Annotated in this window: 10 protein-coding genes; 1 reads left to right on the top strand and 9 read right to left on the bottom strand. The window is 62.9% G+C overall.

Going from position 1 to position 16,499, the window contains the following annotated elements:
• Positions 1-42 precede the first annotated feature (42 nt).
• Positions 43-594 carry a hypothetical protein gene (locus tag A5643_RS11725; protein ID WP_066855342.1) on the top strand — a complete coding sequence of 184 codons (552 nt, stop codon included), beginning with the start codon at positions 43-45 and terminating at the stop codon, positions 592-594.
• Here A5643_RS11725 and A5643_RS11730 read toward each other — a convergent pair.
• The 9 genes from A5643_RS11730 to A5643_RS11760 form a co-directional block, all read right to left on the bottom strand.
• Positions 591-977 (bottom strand): hypothetical protein, encoded by a 387-nt coding sequence (locus A5643_RS11730; protein ID WP_066855345.1) that lies wholly within the window; start codon positions 975-977, stop codon positions 591-593. The genes A5643_RS11725 and A5643_RS11730 overlap by 4 nt on opposite strands.
• Positions 978-1,046: 69 nt before the next feature.
• Positions 1,047-1,868 carry a mycofactocin-coupled SDR family oxidoreductase gene (locus tag A5643_RS11735; RefSeq protein WP_082948910.1) on the bottom strand — a complete coding sequence of 274 codons (822 nt, stop codon included), beginning with the start codon at positions 1,866-1,868 and terminating at the stop codon, positions 1,047-1,049.
• Between the two features lie 65 nt (positions 1,869-1,933).
• Positions 1,934-2,725, bottom strand: coding sequence for a GAP family protein (locus A5643_RS17820; protein ID WP_082948911.1), 792 nt, complete (start codon positions 2,723-2,725; stop codon positions 1,934-1,936).
• 174 nt (positions 2,726-2,899) lie between these two features.
• Complete coding sequence (locus A5643_RS11740; RefSeq protein ID WP_066855350.1) at positions 2,900-5,773, bottom strand: MMPL/RND family transporter; 2,874 nt, start codon at positions 5,771-5,773, stop codon at positions 2,900-2,902.
• Between the two features lie 9 nt (positions 5,774-5,782).
• Positions 5,783-8,665, bottom strand: a complete 2,883-nt coding sequence (locus tag A5643_RS11745; protein WP_066855353.1) for an MMPL/RND family transporter — start codon at positions 8,663-8,665, stop codon at positions 5,783-5,785.
• Complete coding sequence (locus A5643_RS11750) at positions 8,662-9,081, bottom strand: MmpS family transport accessory protein (RefSeq protein WP_066855356.1); 420 nt, start codon at positions 9,079-9,081, stop codon at positions 8,662-8,664. The genes A5643_RS11745 and A5643_RS11750 overlap by 4 nt, the downstream gene beginning before the upstream one ends.
• A 201-nt stretch (positions 9,082-9,282) precedes the next feature.
• Complete coding sequence (locus tag A5643_RS11755; protein WP_066855361.1) at positions 9,283-9,621, bottom strand: hemophore-related protein; 339 nt, start codon at positions 9,619-9,621, stop codon at positions 9,283-9,285.
• A gap of 80 nt (positions 9,622-9,701) precedes the next feature.
• Complete coding sequence (locus tag A5643_RS17825) at positions 9,702-10,538, bottom strand: class I SAM-dependent methyltransferase (RefSeq protein WP_082948912.1); 837 nt, start codon at positions 10,536-10,538, stop codon at positions 9,702-9,704.
• 51 nt (positions 10,539-10,589) lie between these two features.
• Positions 10,590-16,499: non-ribosomal peptide synthetase (locus A5643_RS11760; RefSeq protein ID WP_156628770.1), on the bottom strand; the 5,910-nt coding region annotated here is incomplete at its 5' end.

A 16,499-nucleotide genomic window follows, 5' to 3' on the forward strand; every position in this document is an offset into this window, starting at 1 on the left:
AAATTAATCGTGTCTACCGCAAACCCGCCCGAAAGGCCGCCCATGAACCAGGTTCCACCGCCGCGGGCGGACGATACGACGACCACCGGCGTGGTCGCGGCGGGTCAGCCGCAGGCTTGGGGTCGCGCACTGGCCCGCCCCACTGGCGCGACCCTGGCCCAACACGCCATCTCCGTCTTCGGGCTCGGTGCCGGGCTGGCGGTGGCGCGCTGGCTGGTCGGGGGCGACTCGGGCGGCGCCGCACTGGCCGCCGGGGGCCGGTTCTTCGTGGCCTGGCTGGTGCTGGGCACGGTGGTGTTGGCGCTGGTCGCCGCGATCAAATGGGTCGCCACCCCGGCGAGTTTCGCGAGGAAGATGCCGGTCGGCTCCGCGATGACGGCGCGGCTTGGGTCGGAGAGCATCGGTGTGCAGATCGGCGATTACCGCCATCAGGCCGAGTTGGGGCCCAAATCGCGGATCGCGATGCGCGACGGGGTGATGGTGGTCGTGGCCGGCACGGAGAAGAAGCCGACCGTGTTCGTCGTCCCGCGCGAGCTGGTGCCGCCCCAGCTCGCCGAGCACTACCTGCGCCAGTACGGGCCCGATAAGGGCTAGGCAGGGGGCGGGGGCGGTTCCGCGGCCGGTGCCGGTTCGCCGGGAATCGCCCCGTCGCAGCCGCCGGGCGGGGGCGGCGCCGGGAACAGGTTGTTGCCGCTGTCGCCCACGCAGTCGTAGTGGTAGGTCACCCCGATTCCGATGAAGCCGCTGTCGACCCACTGGTGCCAGTACGAGCCGTCGGGGTATTTCGCGCCGTCGCAGACGCCCATCGCGCCGCCGAGCCCGGCGCCACCGGCGCCGAATTGCCCGCCGGGGCAATAGTTCTTGGTGATGTCGGGCAGGTGCGGGTCGGGCGGGTCAGCCGATGCGGGCACTGCCAGCGACATCGCCGCCGCTGCCGCACCGCCGATTAATGCTCCGATCACGGCAAACTTCGCCATCGCCCTGCTCCTTTCGCTTCGTCCGTTGCAGGGACGCCGGCACCATTGCCGCACATGATTTGTGGCGACTCAGTACTTGAGCGACCCCTTGTCGATGGGGATCTGCGCGCCCGACAGCGTGCCCGAACGGTCCCCGGCGAGCCACACCACCACGTCGGCGATGTCGTCGGGCGACATGAACCCGTTGTTGCGCACCGGCATCGGCGGGAAGCTATGCAGGAACGCCGGGTGGTCGCCGAATATCTTCGCCATCGCCTCGGGTTCGATCATCGGGGTGTCGACCGAGTAGGGGTGGATCGAGTTGACCCGGATGCCGTATTCGCCGACTTCCACCGCCAGCGTGTTGGTCAGCGCGACCAGGCCGTGCTTGGACGCGGAGTAGTGCCCGTTGGCCGGGGTGGCTTTCAGTCCGGCCGAGGAGCTGACCACCACGATCGAGCCGCCGTTGCCGGCCTCGATCATCGCCGGGACCGTCGCGCGTAACGTGCGCCAGGTGCCGGTCAGGTTGACGTCGATGATGGTGTTCCACTGCTCGTCGCTGAGTTCCCACAGCCGGCCCCAGGTGAGGACGCCGGCGTTGGCGATCACGATGTCGAGGCGGCCGAATTGCTCGACGGTGTCGGCCACCAGCGTCTGCAGCGCCGCGTCGTCGCGGACGTCGACCTGACGCGCCAGCGCTTTGCGGCCCTCGGCCTCCACCAGCCGGGCCGTTTCGGTGAGTTCTTCGGGGGTGGCCGCCGGGTAGGTGATGCATTCGGAGGCCGGGCCGCAGATGTCGGAGAGCACGATGTCGGCGCCCTCCCGGGCCAACCGCACGGCGTGGGCGCGGCCCTGCCCGCGGGCGGCGCCGGTAACGAACGCCACCCGTCCCTGCAATGAACCGTCGACCACTGTGGCTCCCTTCGGCGTTACCGCCTCAGGTTAACAGCCGGATGCGAACGTGTTCTTGTTGTGGGTCAGATGACGCCGGTCCCCATTGCGAGTTGCCATACGCCGGCGATTAGGAGGATCAGCACGAAAATCCGGCGGCGGTAGCGTCGCGTCCAATCGTGTATCGGACGCACTACAGCGCGAGATTTGTTCGGCGCCACCAAATACGCTACGAGCGCAACTTCAAAAAGAGAGAAGGCCACTAACACGAATACGATGGCACCGGTCACCTGTACACCGATAGGCTCGCCAGATACAACGATGGCCGTATCAACAAAAAGTACAACCTCTGGACCAATGAGAGTGATCATTCCCAGCACAAAAGCGATCCATAATGCATCGCTTTCCCAAACTTTATAGATTCGGTGAACTATTCGTTGAACTTTCGAGTTTTCTTTCCTCGCCAACGTTGCGATCAATGGAATATGTTGCGAGAGACCGTTCGGTTCGTCCCCCTCTCCGCCTCCAGACACCGCTGCCCCGGTGGGCGCTTCCCCGACGGCTGCGGGCTGACGCAACGCCCGCAGCATGATCAGCGCAGCGATCGCTAACGCTATAACGCCCAGCGAAATCTGGATATAGCGCCCAATCGAGCCAGTGGCCGAACTCAACTTATCGACCAAATCACTGAACGCCGGCCACCAATCGAGCAGCAGGAGTGGCACCACCATCACAGGCAGATTGGTCGTCATCGCTCCGGCCCAGTACGCCAGCAGGCTATACACCGGGCGCGATCGGGACAACAGGAGCAGTACCAGCCCCAGAGCGACCGGGTTCAGCGCACCGGCTGCGGCCACTCCTAAAACTACCGCCCACATTGCGAACGCCTATTATGGACTCGACTTGTTTCAAACCCCTTGCGGAATTGCAGTAACAAGAACGAACTACCGGCCAATAAAGTCACAACATTCCACTCGGTCAATGAAATGCAACACCTTCGGACGACAGCTTGCTTCGATGGAGGTATAAACGATCTTGCTGACGACGTAACTTCACGACTCCCTTTCACCGAGCAACAAGGCCCGCACCAAATACCGCGGCCCCACCGATCGCAGCAAGAAACTCGCAGGCCTTGGCCGCACCCGCTGTGGCCACCAGAACCACCGACCCAGCAGGGCTGCAATCGACGGAGTGATGAACGATCGAACGATGAAGGTGTCGAAAAGCAGACCGATGCCGATCGTGGTACCGATCTGGCCGATGATGCGCAGATCGCTGACCACCATCGACATCATCGTGAAGGCGAAGACCAGGCCGGCTGAGGTGACCACCTTGCCGGAGCCGCCCATGGCGCGGATGATTCCGGTTTTGATGCCCGCCCCGACCTCTTCTTTCATGCGGGAGACCAGCAGCAGGTTGTAGTCCGAGCCGACGGCCAGAAGGATGATGACCGACATGGCCAGCACCATCCAATGCAGGTTGATGCCCAGGATGTACTGCCAGACCAACACCGATAGCCCGAAGGAAGCGCCAAGCGACAACGCCACCGTGCCGACGATGACCAACGCCGCTACGACGGAACGCGTGATGATCAGCATGATGATGAAAATCAGGCACAGAGCGGCGATGCCGGCGATCAACAGGTCGTAGGTCGATCCGTCGTCCCAGTCCTTGGCGGTCGCCGAGGCGCCCGCCAGAAAGACCTTGGAACTGGCCAACGGGGTGCCCTTCAGCGCTTCCTCGGCCGCCGTCTTGATCGCATCGACCCGGGCGATACCTTCCGGGGTCGCCGGGTCCCCCTGGTGGGAGATGATGAACCGGGTGGCCTTTCCATCCGGCGACAAGAACAGCTTCATCGCACGCTGGAAATCGGCGTTGTCGAAGACCTCGGGCGGCAGGTAGAAGGATTCGTCGCTTTTGGCGGCATCGAACGCACGGCCCATCGCCATCACGTCCTCAGTCGTCTCATCGACCTGATCTAACGATTCCGACATCGTAGTGTGCATGGTCAGCATCATCGCCCGCATGGTTTTCATGAGAGCGATCATCTTCGGGTATTGCGCGACGACCTGCGGAAGCAGGCGGTTCAACTCGCCGTAATCGTCGACCATTCGCTGGAGTTTGTCGCTGGTCTGCACACTGAGGTCGATGGAGTCGAAGAGCACTCGGATCGACCAACAGATCGGGATGTCATAACAGTGCGGTTCCCAGTAGAAATAGTTACGCATCGGGCGGAAGAAGTCATCGAACTCCGCGAGGTTGCTGACCATCGTCGACAGGGTCGAGAAGACTTCCTGCATGTTTTCGTAAATCCGCTGACTCGTATCGGCCAACTCTTTGGTGATCTCGTACTGGCGTTCCATCGTGGCGAGCATCTCGGCCATATCGTCGGCCTGACGGAGCATGTCGTCGACGCGCTCTTTTTGAAATTGCAAGACTTGGACCTGCCCCGCGGTCTGCAGGCTCAGCAGAAAGGGGATGGAGGTTTTCTCGATCGGTGTGCCTTCGGGGCGGGTGATGCCCTGCACCAGGGAGATTCCCCGCACTTTGAACACCGATTTCGCGATCTTGTTCAGCACAAGGAAGTCGGCCGGATTTCGCATGTCGTGATCGGCTTCGATCAACAACATGTCCGGCATCATGCGCGATTGCGAAAAGTGACGCTCCGCGGCAGCAAAGCCCTGGTTGGCCGGAATGTCGGCCGGGATGTACTGCCGGTCGTCATAGCTCGTTTTATAGCCCGGCAGCGCCAGCAACCCCACCAGGACCAGGACGCAGGACGCGGCCAAGATCGGTGCGGGCCAACGCACGATCGCCGTACCGATGCCGCGCCACCGATGGGCCGACATCCTGCCCTTGGGCTCCAACAGGCCGAACCGACTGGCGACGGCAATACCCGCGGGCACCAAGGTGACCGCCACCAGCACCGCCACCGCCATGGCGATGGCGCAGGGAATCGCCAGACTGACGAAATAAGGCAACCGCGCCAGGTGCAGGCAGAGCAACGCCCCGGCGATCGTCATCCCCGAGGCCAGCACCACCGGGGCCACGCTGCGATAGGTGGTGTAGTAGGCGGTCTCGGCGTCCTCCCCGGCGCGGCGCGCCTCTTGATATCGGCCGAAGAAGAAGATGCCGTAGTCCGTCCCGGCCGCGATGCCGAGTGACACCAGCAAGTTGATGGCGAACGTCGACAGCAGGAACACCTCGTTATGCCCGAGGAACGCGACGATCCCGCGTGCGGCTCCCAGCTCGATTCCGACCATCGTCAGGAGAAGAATGACCGTGATGATCGACCGGTAGATCAGCAGCAGCATCGTGAAGATGATCGCGACGGTGACGATCGTGATCTTCACGATGGATTCGTTGCCGCTGTGCTGCATGTCCGACATGAGCGGTGCCGGTCCGGTGACATAGACGTCGACGCCCGCCGGCGGCGTCGTCCGATCGACGATGGCGCGCACCGCCGCGACCGATTCCTCGCCCAGGGTGGTGCCCTGGTTGCCCGCGAGGTTCAGTTGGACATAGGCGGCTTTGCCGTCGGGGCTTTGCATGCTGGCGGCCGTCAGCGGATCGCCCCACAGATCCTGGACGTGCTGGACGTGGACCGGATCGTTTCTCAGGTCACGGACCAGGCCGGCGTAGTAATCGTGAGCCGCAGCGTCCAGCGGTTCCTGTCCCTCGAGGACGATCATCGCGAAACTGTCGGAGTCAGATTCTTCGAAGTCTTTGCCGATGCGCGCCATCGCCTGCACCGACGGGGCGTCCGCCGGCATGATCGATATCGCCTGCTCGCGCCCGACCTGCTCGAGCGAGGGCACCGCGAAGGTGACGACCAGGGTCAGCGCCACCCAGCCGAGAACGATCAACGGGGCGAGTCGGCGGATCGTTCGGGCAATGCGGGGCGGCGAAGGACTCTCCATACTCATGGGCCTTCGCTAATCCCTCAGCAGCAGGGCACGAACCAACGGGCGCGGCCCGATCGGCTGGAGCAGCGAGCTGGCGGGACGGGGCCGCACGCGTTGCGGCCACCAGAACCATCGGCCCAGCAGGGTCGCGACCGATGGGGTGATGAAGGCCCGCACGATCATCGTGTCGAAGAGCAGACCGAGCCCGATGGTGGTGCCGATCTGGCTGACGCTGAGCAGATCGCTGACCACCATCGACATCATGGTGAAGGCGAAGACCAGCCCGGCGGCAGTGACCACCTTGCCAGTCCCGGCCATCGCCCGGACGGTCCCGGTGTTGATGCCGGCGCCGATCTCTTCTTTCATCCGGGAGACCAGCATCAGGTTGTAGTCCGATCCGACCGCCAACAGCACGATCACCGACATCGCGAGGACCACCCAGTGAATTTGGATGCCCAGGATGTGTTGCCAGACCAGGACCGAAAGGCCGAACGACGCGCCGAGGGAGACCGCGACCGTCGACACGATCACCAGCGCGGCGATCAGGCTGCGCGTGACAAGCAACATGATGGTGAAGATCAGGCAGAACGCGGCCACCGCGGCGATCATCAGGTCATAGCGCGAACCCACCACGAGATCCTTGACCGACGCGGCGGTGCCTGCCAGGTAGGTCTCCGAGCTCTCCAGCGGTGTGCCCTTGAGGGCTTCCTCCGCGGCGACGAGGATCGGTTCGACATGCGCCATGCCTTCGGTGGTGACCGGGTCCGCCCGTTGGGAGATGAGCATGCGGGTCGCCTTGCCGTCGGGCGAGAAGAAGATATCCATGACCCGCTGGAAGTCTTTGTTCTCCAGCACCTCGGCCGGCAGGTAGAACGAATCGTCGTTGTTGGCCGCATCGAACGCTTTGCCCATGGCGGTTGCGTTCTCGGTGGATTCTTTCATCTGGCCGAAAATGCCCGACATCGTGCCGTGCATGGCCAAGATCATGCTGCGCGAGTTGCGCATCGTCGCGATCATCGGCGGGAACTGGGCCAGCATCTGCGGCATGAGCAGGTCCAGTTGTTCCAGGTCGTCCACGACGTATTGCATGGTTTCGCTGAGTTGGTCAACCCCGTCGAGGGCGTCGAAGATCGACCGGAGCGACCAGCAAATCGGGATGTCGAAGCAGTGCGGCTCCCAATACAGGTAGTTGCGCAGAGGCCGCCAGAAGTCGTCGAAGTCCGCGAGGTGATCCCGTAGCTCGTCGGTGGTCGCTTTCAGTTCTTTTGTCGTCCCGACCATGCGGTGGGTGACATCCGACATCTGTTTCATGAGGTCGTACATGCGCTGCATGGTGTCGATGGTTGCGGAGATGTCATCGGCTTGTTGCAGCATGTCGTCCATGCGGGCCTCTTGAAACGGCAGGACCAGACGCTGACTGGCGCTGGACATACTGAGCATGAACGGGATCGACGTATGTTCGATCGGTTTGCCCTCGGGACGCGTGACCGATTGGACATTGGCGATGCCTGGGACGCCGAAGACGTTCTTCGCGACCTTGTTCAACACCAGCAGATCGGCCGGATTGCGCATGTCATGATCGGATTCGATCAGCAGAATGTCGGGAACCGCCATCCGCGACTCGGGGAAGTGCCGGGCTGCGGCCTCCAACCCCTGGCTTGCCGGGATGTCCTTGGGGATGAACTCTTTGTCGCTGTAGCTGGGATCGAAGCCGACCAGGGTCACCAGACCGACCAAGGCCAGTGACGAGGCCGCCACGAAGACCGGGCCGGGCCAGCGCACGATCGCCGTGCCGATCCGGCGCCACCGGCGTGTCCGGATCAAACTCTTCGGCTCGAACAGCCCGAAGCGACCGCCGACAGCCATCACCGCTGGGATCAGGGTCAACGCGACGGCGACGGCCACCAGAATGCCGATGGCCCCGGGAATCCCCAATGGCTTGAAATAGGGCAGCCGGGTGAAGTGTAGACAGAAGATCGCGCCGGCGATGGTTAGCCCGGAGGCGAGGACGACCTTCGCCACGCTGCGATAGGCGGTGAAATAGGCGCGTTCGCGGCTCTCGCCGGCCTGCCGCGCCTCCTGATATCGCCCGACGAAGAAAATCCCGTAGTCGGTGCTGGCCGCGATACCGACCGAAACCAGCAAGTTCACCACGTAGGTGGTGAGCCCGACGACGCCGTGCAGCCCGAGGAAGGCGACGATTCCGCGGGCGACCTGCAGCTGCACGACCACCATCAACAACAGCACGATGACGCTGGTCACCGACCGGAGGACGATCAGCAGCATCACGAAGATGACCGCGAAGGTCACCGCCGTGATCAGCAGGACGGTGCGGTTGCCGCTTTTGCCCATGTCGGCCACGATGGCCGCCGGGCCGGTGACGTAGGCGCTGACCCCGGCCGGCGCCTCGGTGTTGGCCACGATGTCCTGAATGGCCTGGACCGACTCGTTGCCGGTGGCCTCGCCGAGGTTGCCGACCAGGTTGACCTGGACGTAGGCGGCGTGACCGTCGGCACTCTGGGCGGCACCTGCCGTCAGCGGGTCGCTCCAGAAATCCTGCACATGCTGCACATGCGCGGGGTCGGCTCGAAGTTGACGAACCAGCGAATCGTAGAACTTGTGAGCTTCATCGCCTAAGGGTTCTTGGCCCTCGATGACGATGGCCGCGATGCTCTCGGAGTTGGATTCGTTGAACAGCTCGCCCATCCGCGTCATCGCCTTGAACGACGGCGCTTCCACCGGGCTCAGCGACACCGAGTGTTCCCGTTCGACCTGCTCCAACGGCGGCACGCCGACCGTCACCACGACGGTGACCGCGAGCCAGCCCAGGATAATCAGCAGCGAAAACCGCTGGATCGAGCGCGCTACGAACGGCCGCGGGTAGTCTTCGCCAGCCGGGTCCTGCTCGCTCATGCCGATTTCAGCAGACAGTAGGTCAAGGCGTTCACCTTGTGGGAAGTCCTCTCAGCTTTGACCTCATGGTCGACCGTAATCCGACACCCGATGCTGTCGCTGTTGCCCTGGGCCATGAGGCTGCCCACGGCCGTGGTCTGAGTGATGTCAAAGGTTTGTGACCAGGGCAGGCTCACGTCACGGATGGTCTGCGGCTCGCCGTCTGCGTCGAAGAAGCTGATCATCGCCACGGTCCCGGGCGCACCGAAGACTTCATAGGTCAGCTGCTTGGGGTCGAACGGTTTGGTCTCGGCGAGCGGTGTGTCCGAGTAGGCCGGGCGCTGTTCGGAACCGAAGACGCCGTGTAGCCGTGACACAGTGAATCCGCCGGCTATCGCCACGACGGCGATCACCAGCGGGATCCACACGCGCTTCAAGGCCGAGAAAATGAGGTGCCCTCCGTCCTGTGGTGCAGGTCCGCCTCCCAACGGCACCGCACTTCCTGAGCATGCAACTATACGATGGCGGCTATCACGCCGACTGCCAGTCCGCCAACTGCGCCAGATTACTCGCCGGCCCTCAGGTTGCCTCAGGCGGTGGGGCCAGCGGTCAACTCACGCGGCGCGACGATCCGAGCCTTAGTAGTTATGGCACGTGGCGACTACCTGTTGCGCGACCGCGAGCACCTGCGTGGCTCCCGGCGCGTGCTTGTTTCGGTCGATCATGTTTGCGCGCCCGTCAGGCGACTCGCCGAAGTAGATGCGGAACCACTCCTGCTGGTCTGGTCTGCCGTCCAAGAACTGCGCCGCCGCGGGGTTCTGGGCATGCAGAGCGGCCATGGCTTGGTCGTAGCTGCATGTCGTGTTGATCAGCGGCCCGAAGTCCGGGTCGGCGACCGCGACCCCGGTGCCAGCACTCGCCAGAAGACCGAGTGCGCAGGTCGCAAGACCCAATGTTGTCAACGATGACTTAATCATGCTTCGCTCCCTTTCATTGGACGATCCGCTCCTGTCGTGTCGATTGTCGTGTCGGTGTGAGCGACGCTTGTGTTACCTGCCTACGGTTCAGCGAACTCAACCAGCGTCAAGATATTGCGTAACCGGTCTCCCCCTGGCAGTCGGTAAGTCAACGAGGTCGCCCTGTTAAGTAGCCATCCTCGCCCCGGCGGATACGGCGGGTTCTGGACCGTTCTTACGCCCGGCAGGGCCGTCAGTAGCGCCCGCAACTCTGAAGTGGAAGCACCGAACTTCAGAGGCGGCGTTCGATAATGCCTCGCGACTCTTAGTCCACGACGCCGCGACACAGCAACTGCCCACGCCGGTATTAGGTCGAACAGAAGGCACGCGCCAGGGAACCGGCGCGCGCATTCGGCGATCAGGTCCAGTACTTGTTCGCGCCGCAGATGCATGAACAAGCCCTCCGCGGTGATGAATACCCCTCCCGCGGGGTCTACTTGGTCCATCCAGCTGTAATCGAGAGCAGACTGCGCGCACATCGTAATGCGCGGCGACTGTGGTAACAGGCGGGCTCGCAGGTCGATGACCGGGGGGAGGTCAACGGTGACCCAGCGGAATGCGCCGTCCGGGATGTCGGCATCGAGGCGCCAGAAGCTGGTCTGCAGTCCCTCCCCCAGCGCTACCACCGTCGCCGAGGGGCACCGCTGGAGATACGCGGCGGTGTGGTTGTCGAAGGCTAACGCCCGCAAGGCGGCGCCTTGGCGGGGACGACCGAACTGTCGAAAAGGGAAGTCGAGAGAATCGGCAACTTGGACCGCGACTGGGTCATCGAGAACTGTGTTCTCGCGGCGCGTTTCTCGAACGCGACCGTTGAGAGTAAGCAGCGCCGTCTCCGAGATCCCGGTAAGGGCAGTGATGTGTTTGGTTGCGGCACTCAATCAGACCGACTCCTCATCCGTGGCGTGACACGATTCAGTTAAGTTATTCAACTAATTTCCTAGCGCCTCTTTAAGTTGCTTTCCATATTGGGCAAGCGGCCCAGCCGCGAGCATGTCGAAGTGGTTGCAGTCGACCGCATGAACCACAATCTCCCCGTCGACAAATGGGCGCCAGCGCTGCACACTGGACAGGTCGGACACACGTCGTCGTTGCCGCGAGCTTCGCAACCGCAAGCCGGTTCCGGGGAGGACGTTGTCGTCGGCTGTACGCTGCAGCGCGATAAACAACGTCGCCTTGCCACGGAACACGTCCGGCTCATGGTCCAGAAGAAAAGATCGGTCGGCGATGACGTTGTGAACCATCAACTCGACCAACTCCGGTGTCAGCAGCTCCAAGGTTCCGCCTCGCTCGCGCAGGATTTTCTCGGCACGGCGGTAATTGGTTATCCGCGAAAACTTCGTAACATCTATCCCACTCCGACGTAGCAAGTTTTTCAGCACGAACTGGTTTGCGAGCGTCCGGTTCTGGACGATGACTTTGAGCGCTCTACGGGCTAATTTATCCATTCGGCTGGTATTGGGTGCCGCGTCGAGCAGAACCAGGCGCTCGACTTGGTATCCGCGTCGCTGCAACTCGACTGCAGTTTCGTGGGCCACAACGCCGCCGAAAGACCAGCCGAGTAATCGGTAAGGTCCTTCGGGGTAGAGCGTTTGGATCCTATTGGCGTAGTTCACGGCCATGCTGCGAACCGACGTTGGCTCGACTTCTCCTTTTAGATCTATCTGGTTAACGCCAATGATCGGTCCGTCCACATAATTTCCGATGCTTCTGTACGGCCAGCTGAGGCCGAAGCCATCGTGAATGCAGAATAATGGCGTTCCGGTTCCCTTCTTGAGCGTTTCAACGGGTTTCGCTACCGCTGTCTGCACCCCGGCGTTCTGGTCGAGCCATTTGGCCAATTGCGCCACCGTGGGCACTTCGAAGAAAACTTGAATCGCTACATCGACGCCGAACTCGATTCGCAGTCGTGCGAGCAACCGCATCGCGGATAGTGAATGGCCGCCAAGGTCGAAGAAGGAGTCGTCGATCCCGACTCGGCTGACCCCGAGGACTTCGCCAAAAAGTGCTACCAGTGCTTCTTCTCGTTCGTCGCGCGGTGCCCGGTAGGTCTTCTCGCTGGCGAACTCCGCGGTCGGCAGCGCTCTCTTGTCTAGCTTTCCGTTGACAGTCAATGGCAGGGCCGGGAGAACCACGATCGCGGAGGGCACCATGTACTCAGGCAACGTCTCGCCAACGAACCGGCGAAGTTCGCCCGCCCGTTCAATGGCCGCCGGGTCGTTGACGTGGCCGGCCAGTGAATCGACCACGTTCGCCGGTCGGTACAGATCTGTCAGCGTCGGCAACGCCTTCGCCTCGGACGGCTCAGTTTGCCGGAGATATACCACATCGATCCGGCCGGGTTCCGGTGACCAAGTCACCGCAGTGGTATAGCCGAGTTGCTGACCCAACTGGTGGCACTGGTGCGGTAGGACTGCCTCGATTGCGGAAATGCCGGATCGCAGATCAGCAATGCTCGCCCGTTCCTCAGCATCGGCCAATTTCTCGGCCAGTGCGGTGTCTGGCCAGATTCCGGCGTGGGGCACACCGGTGACCCGCAGCGATGGAGGCTGGCGCGATTCTAGGTACTCACTCAACCGGGTTAACGTGCCGAACTGATGCCAAGCCTCGACAGGAAGTTCCGCGCATGAGTGTGCGAGCTCAGGTGCGGACGCCTTGCGTAGCACTACTTCGTAGCGGTAGCTGCTGAGTTCGTTTATCGCCTCCATCCGTTTGAGCTGGATGTCTACCGCCGCGATTTCAGGGATCTGCAGTGGCAGGGCGACGAAGAATTCGGGCGCCAGCAACAGCTCCTGCTCCCCCGCCATCTCGCGACGCACCCGCTCGCGAACTACCGTCGCCTTTTCCTCAGCGATGGTGGGCTCGGAGCACACCACCTTGGTGGTGAACTCCTGCAACAGTGACAGGTTCCGCACGTCGCCCAGGAACACCGCACCCCCCGGTGCCAGCAACCGCATCGCGGCGGCTAACACGTCAAGCAGATACCCACCGCTGGGGAAGTACTGGATCACCGAGTTGAGAATCACGACGTCGAAATGGCCGGCCGGTAGACCGTCGGTCACATCAGCCGGCTGTGCGAGCAGCCGTACCCGAGAAGCCCAGGACTGTCCGGCTACCGCTGTCCGGAGCTTCTGAATGGTGGCCGGAGAGAAATCGGTCGCCCAGTACTCCGCGCTGTCTGGCGCCAACTTTGCTAGCAACAGTCCGGAGCCCACGCCGATCTCCAGTACGCGGCGGGGTTTCAGGCCTCGGATTCGCTCCACCGCGGCCGAGCGCCACTCCTGCATCTGCTGCAGCGGTATGGGTTCACCGGTGTAGCTGCTGTTCCAGCCCTCGAAGTCTTCTCCGAGGTTTCTTGATGAACCGGTGCTGAATGACTCCCCCGAGTACAGCCGCTCGTAGACGTCCAGCCATTGATCAACCAGCCCAGTTTCCCGATGAAGTTCGCGTTGCAGCATCATCGCCTCGTCGAGGACGACATAACCCACTAACTGCTGCTCGCCGGCATCACCGGCGGTCGACGCCGGGTGTGCGACCACCGCTGCCTGACTCACCCGAGGGTGCGCGGTGAGCGTGGCCTCAATCTCCCCCAACTCAATGCGATACCCGCGGATCTTCACCTGCTCATCAGCACGACCCACATACTCCAACTGCCCCCCAACACCCCACCGAACCAAATCCCCCGTCCGATACATCCGGGCACCCACCCCACCAAACGGACACGCCACAAACCGCGACGCGGTCAACCCCGAACGACCCACATACCCCACACCCACACCGCTACCAGCCACATACAACTCACCAACCACACCAGCAGGCACCGGCCGCAACCACGAATCCAACACAAACAACGCCGCCCCCGGCACCGGCGACCCAATCGGCACCACCGACGAACCCGGCGACAACGGCGCACTCACCGTGGCGAAGACCGTCGTTTCCGTGGGCCCATAGCCGTTGAGCATCACCCGCCCCGGCGCCCACCGATCCACCACCTCAACCGGACATGCCTCGCCCGCAACGATCAGTGTCATCGACTTCACGCTCTGCGGAGCCAAGAGACCTAACGCAGACGGCGTCTGGCTCAACACAGTGACCTGTTCAGACGCAAGCAACTCTTGCAAATCGTCCGCTGAATGCCGCACCTGCTGTGAAACCACCACCAGCCGGCCCCCGTGCAGCAACGCTCCCCAGATATCCCACACCGAAACATCGAAGGTCAACGAGGAACATACCGCCCAGACCTGGTCAGGTCCCAGCTCAACCTCCCCGTCGAACCCGTCAAACAACCGGATGACATTGCCATGTGTCGTGGCCACCCCCTTGGGAGTGCCGGTGGTTCCGGAGGTGTAAATCATGTAGGCGATGTCGTCAGCAGCCGGCCCGAATGACAGCGCGGTGGCGGGCTGATCAGCGATCACCGGATCCTCAACATCGATGACTGCGGCACTCACCCCCATGCCGGTGAGGCGCTGCGCCTGCTCGGCGTCGGCGAGCACCACCGTCGGGGCGGCGTCATCGAACACAAACTGGATTCGCTCATCGGGCACCATCGGGTCGACCGGCACATACCCCGCCCCCGTTTTGAGCACCGCCAGGATCGCGATCACCGCATCAGCCGAACGCGGCAACACCAACCCCACCCGGCCACCCGGGCGAACACCACGACCAACTAGCAGATGCGCCAACCGATTCGACGCCTCATCCACCTGCCGGTACGTCCACGACCGACCCTCAAACCGCAACGCCACCACATCCGGACCCGCCACCACCTGCTCGGCAAACAACCCCGGAATCGACGCATCAGCACCGGTCACCACGCCCGAGTCGCTCAACACCGCACGGTTACCGACCCGATCAAGATGGGCACGCTCAGCCTCGTCGAGCACATCGATGCCCGACAGTCGCTGACCAGCATCAGCAGTGAGGTCTTCCAGCACCCGCTGCAACCGAGCGATCAACGTCTCAATACTGGACCGATCGAACACATCGGTGCGAAACTCCACCATCCCACCGATACCGGCCGGCGCACCCGAATCATCCCAACGCTCACCGAGGTTGAACGTCAAATCCACCCGCGCGGAATGCGTCTCGGCTTCAAGGGGAGCAACTTCCACATCACCGAACACAGCAGATGTCGCCGAGTTGGCCCCGAAATCCCCCCAGCCCAGCATCACCTGGACCAGCGGGTGATGGGTCAGGCTACGAGTCGGGTTGAGGTGCTCCACCACCGCCTCAAACGGCACATCCTGGTTCTCCAACGCCGCCAAACTACGCGCACGAACCCGACCCAACACCTCAGCAACCGTAGGATCACCCGACAGATCCACCCGCAACACCAACGTATTGACAAAAAACCCGATCAAATCCTCCAACACCGGATCCGACCGCCCCGCCGTGGCCACCCCCACCGCCACATCGGTGGTCGCCGCCAACTTGCCCAACAACACCGCCAACCCGGCCTGAACCACCATGAAACTCGTCGCACCATGAGCACGCGCCACCTGCGCAATCCGCTGCTGCAACTGCGCCGGCCACGCCACCGCCACACTCTCACCGCGATAATCAGCCACCGCCGGATACGGCCGATCGACCGGCAACTCCAACCGATCCGCCAACCCGGCCAACGCCTCGCGCCAATACCCCAACTGCGCAGCGATCACACTGCCCGGATCAGACTCCTCACCAAGCCATTGCCGCTGCCACAACGCGTAATCGACATACTGCACCCCCAACGGCTCCCACCCCGGCACCTCACCAGCACACCGAGCCGCATACGCCAACCCCAAATCCCGCACCAACGGCGCAATCGAGGACCCATCACCGGCGATGTGATGCACCACCGCCGCCAACACAAACTCACCCTCAGCTACCCGAAACAACTCCGCGCGCAACGGAACCTCAACGGCCACATCAAACCGGTACCCCACCACCGCGGCGATCGCCTCACCCAAACGCTGCTGCGACCACCCGACCGCATCAACAACCCGCCACCCGAAATCCACCTCACCAGCGGGCAGCACCACCTGATGGGCCACCCCATCCACCGCCGGGAACACCGTGCGCAAACTCTCATGCCGGCCCACCACATCACCTAAAGCCAGCCCCAACGCCGCAACATCCAACCCACCACCAAGCCGCAACACCACCGGCATGTTGTACACCGCTGAGGGCCCCTGCAACTGCCCCACAAACCACAACCGCTGCTGGGCATACGACAACGGCACCACCTCAGGACGCGGCCCCGCCACCAACGCCGGCCGCCCACCCGAACCCACACCCACCCGCGGCGCCAACAACGCCACCGACGGCGACTCAAACAGCACCCGCACCCCAAGCTGGGTATCAAAAGCCGCACTCACCGACGCAACAACCCGCATCGCGCTCAGGGAATCCCCACCCAGGTCGAAAAACGAGTCATCCACCCCGACCCGCTCCACACCCAACACCGAAGCAAAAATCCCCGCCAAAACCTCCTCAGTCACATCCGAGGGAGCCCGATAAGCATCAACCCCGCCATACTCCGGCGCCGGCAACGCCCGCCGATCCAACTTCCCATTCACCGTCAACGGCAACGCCTCAACCACCACCACCGCGGCCGGCACCATATACCCCGGCAACCGCTGCCCCAACGCGCTACGCACCGCCACCGGATCCAGCCCCACCGAACCGTCCTCGGTCACATACCCCACCAGACGCTTATCCCCGGGCTGATCCTCACGCACCACCACCGCGGCCTGACCCACCCCCTCCAGGCCAACCAACGCCGCCTCAATCTCCCCCAACTCAATGCGATACCCGCGGATCTTCACCTGCTCATCAGCACGACCCACATACTCCAACTG

The sequence above is a fragment of the Mycobacterium sp. 1274756.6 genome, assembly GCF_001668625.1.
GTDB lineage: Bacteria > Actinomycetota > Actinomycetes > Mycobacteriales > Mycobacteriaceae > Mycobacterium.

Bases quoted from the DNA above. Each gene is read 5' to 3' on its own strand.
- A5643_RS11725 (WP_066855342.1), top strand. From the start codon at position 43: ATGAACCAGGTTCCACCGCCGCGGGCGGACGATACGACGACCACCGGC.
- A5643_RS11730 (WP_066855345.1), bottom strand. From the start codon at position 977: ATGGCGAAGTTTGCCGTGATCGGAGCATTAATCGGCGGTGCGGCAGCG.
- A5643_RS17820 (WP_082948911.1), bottom strand. From the start codon at position 2,725: ATGTGGGCGGTAGTTTTAGGAGTGGCCGCAGCCGGTGCGCTGAACCCG.
- A5643_RS11740 (WP_066855350.1), bottom strand. From the start codon at position 5,773: ATGAGTATGGAGAGTCCTTCGCCGCCCCGCATTGCCCGAACGATCCGC.
- A5643_RS11745 (WP_066855353.1), bottom strand. From the start codon at position 8,665: ATGAGCGAGCAGGACCCGGCTGGCGAAGACTACCCGCGGCCGTTCGTA.
- A5643_RS11755 (WP_066855361.1), bottom strand. From the start codon at position 9,621: ATGATTAAGTCATCGTTGACAACATTGGGTCTTGCGACCTGCGCACTC.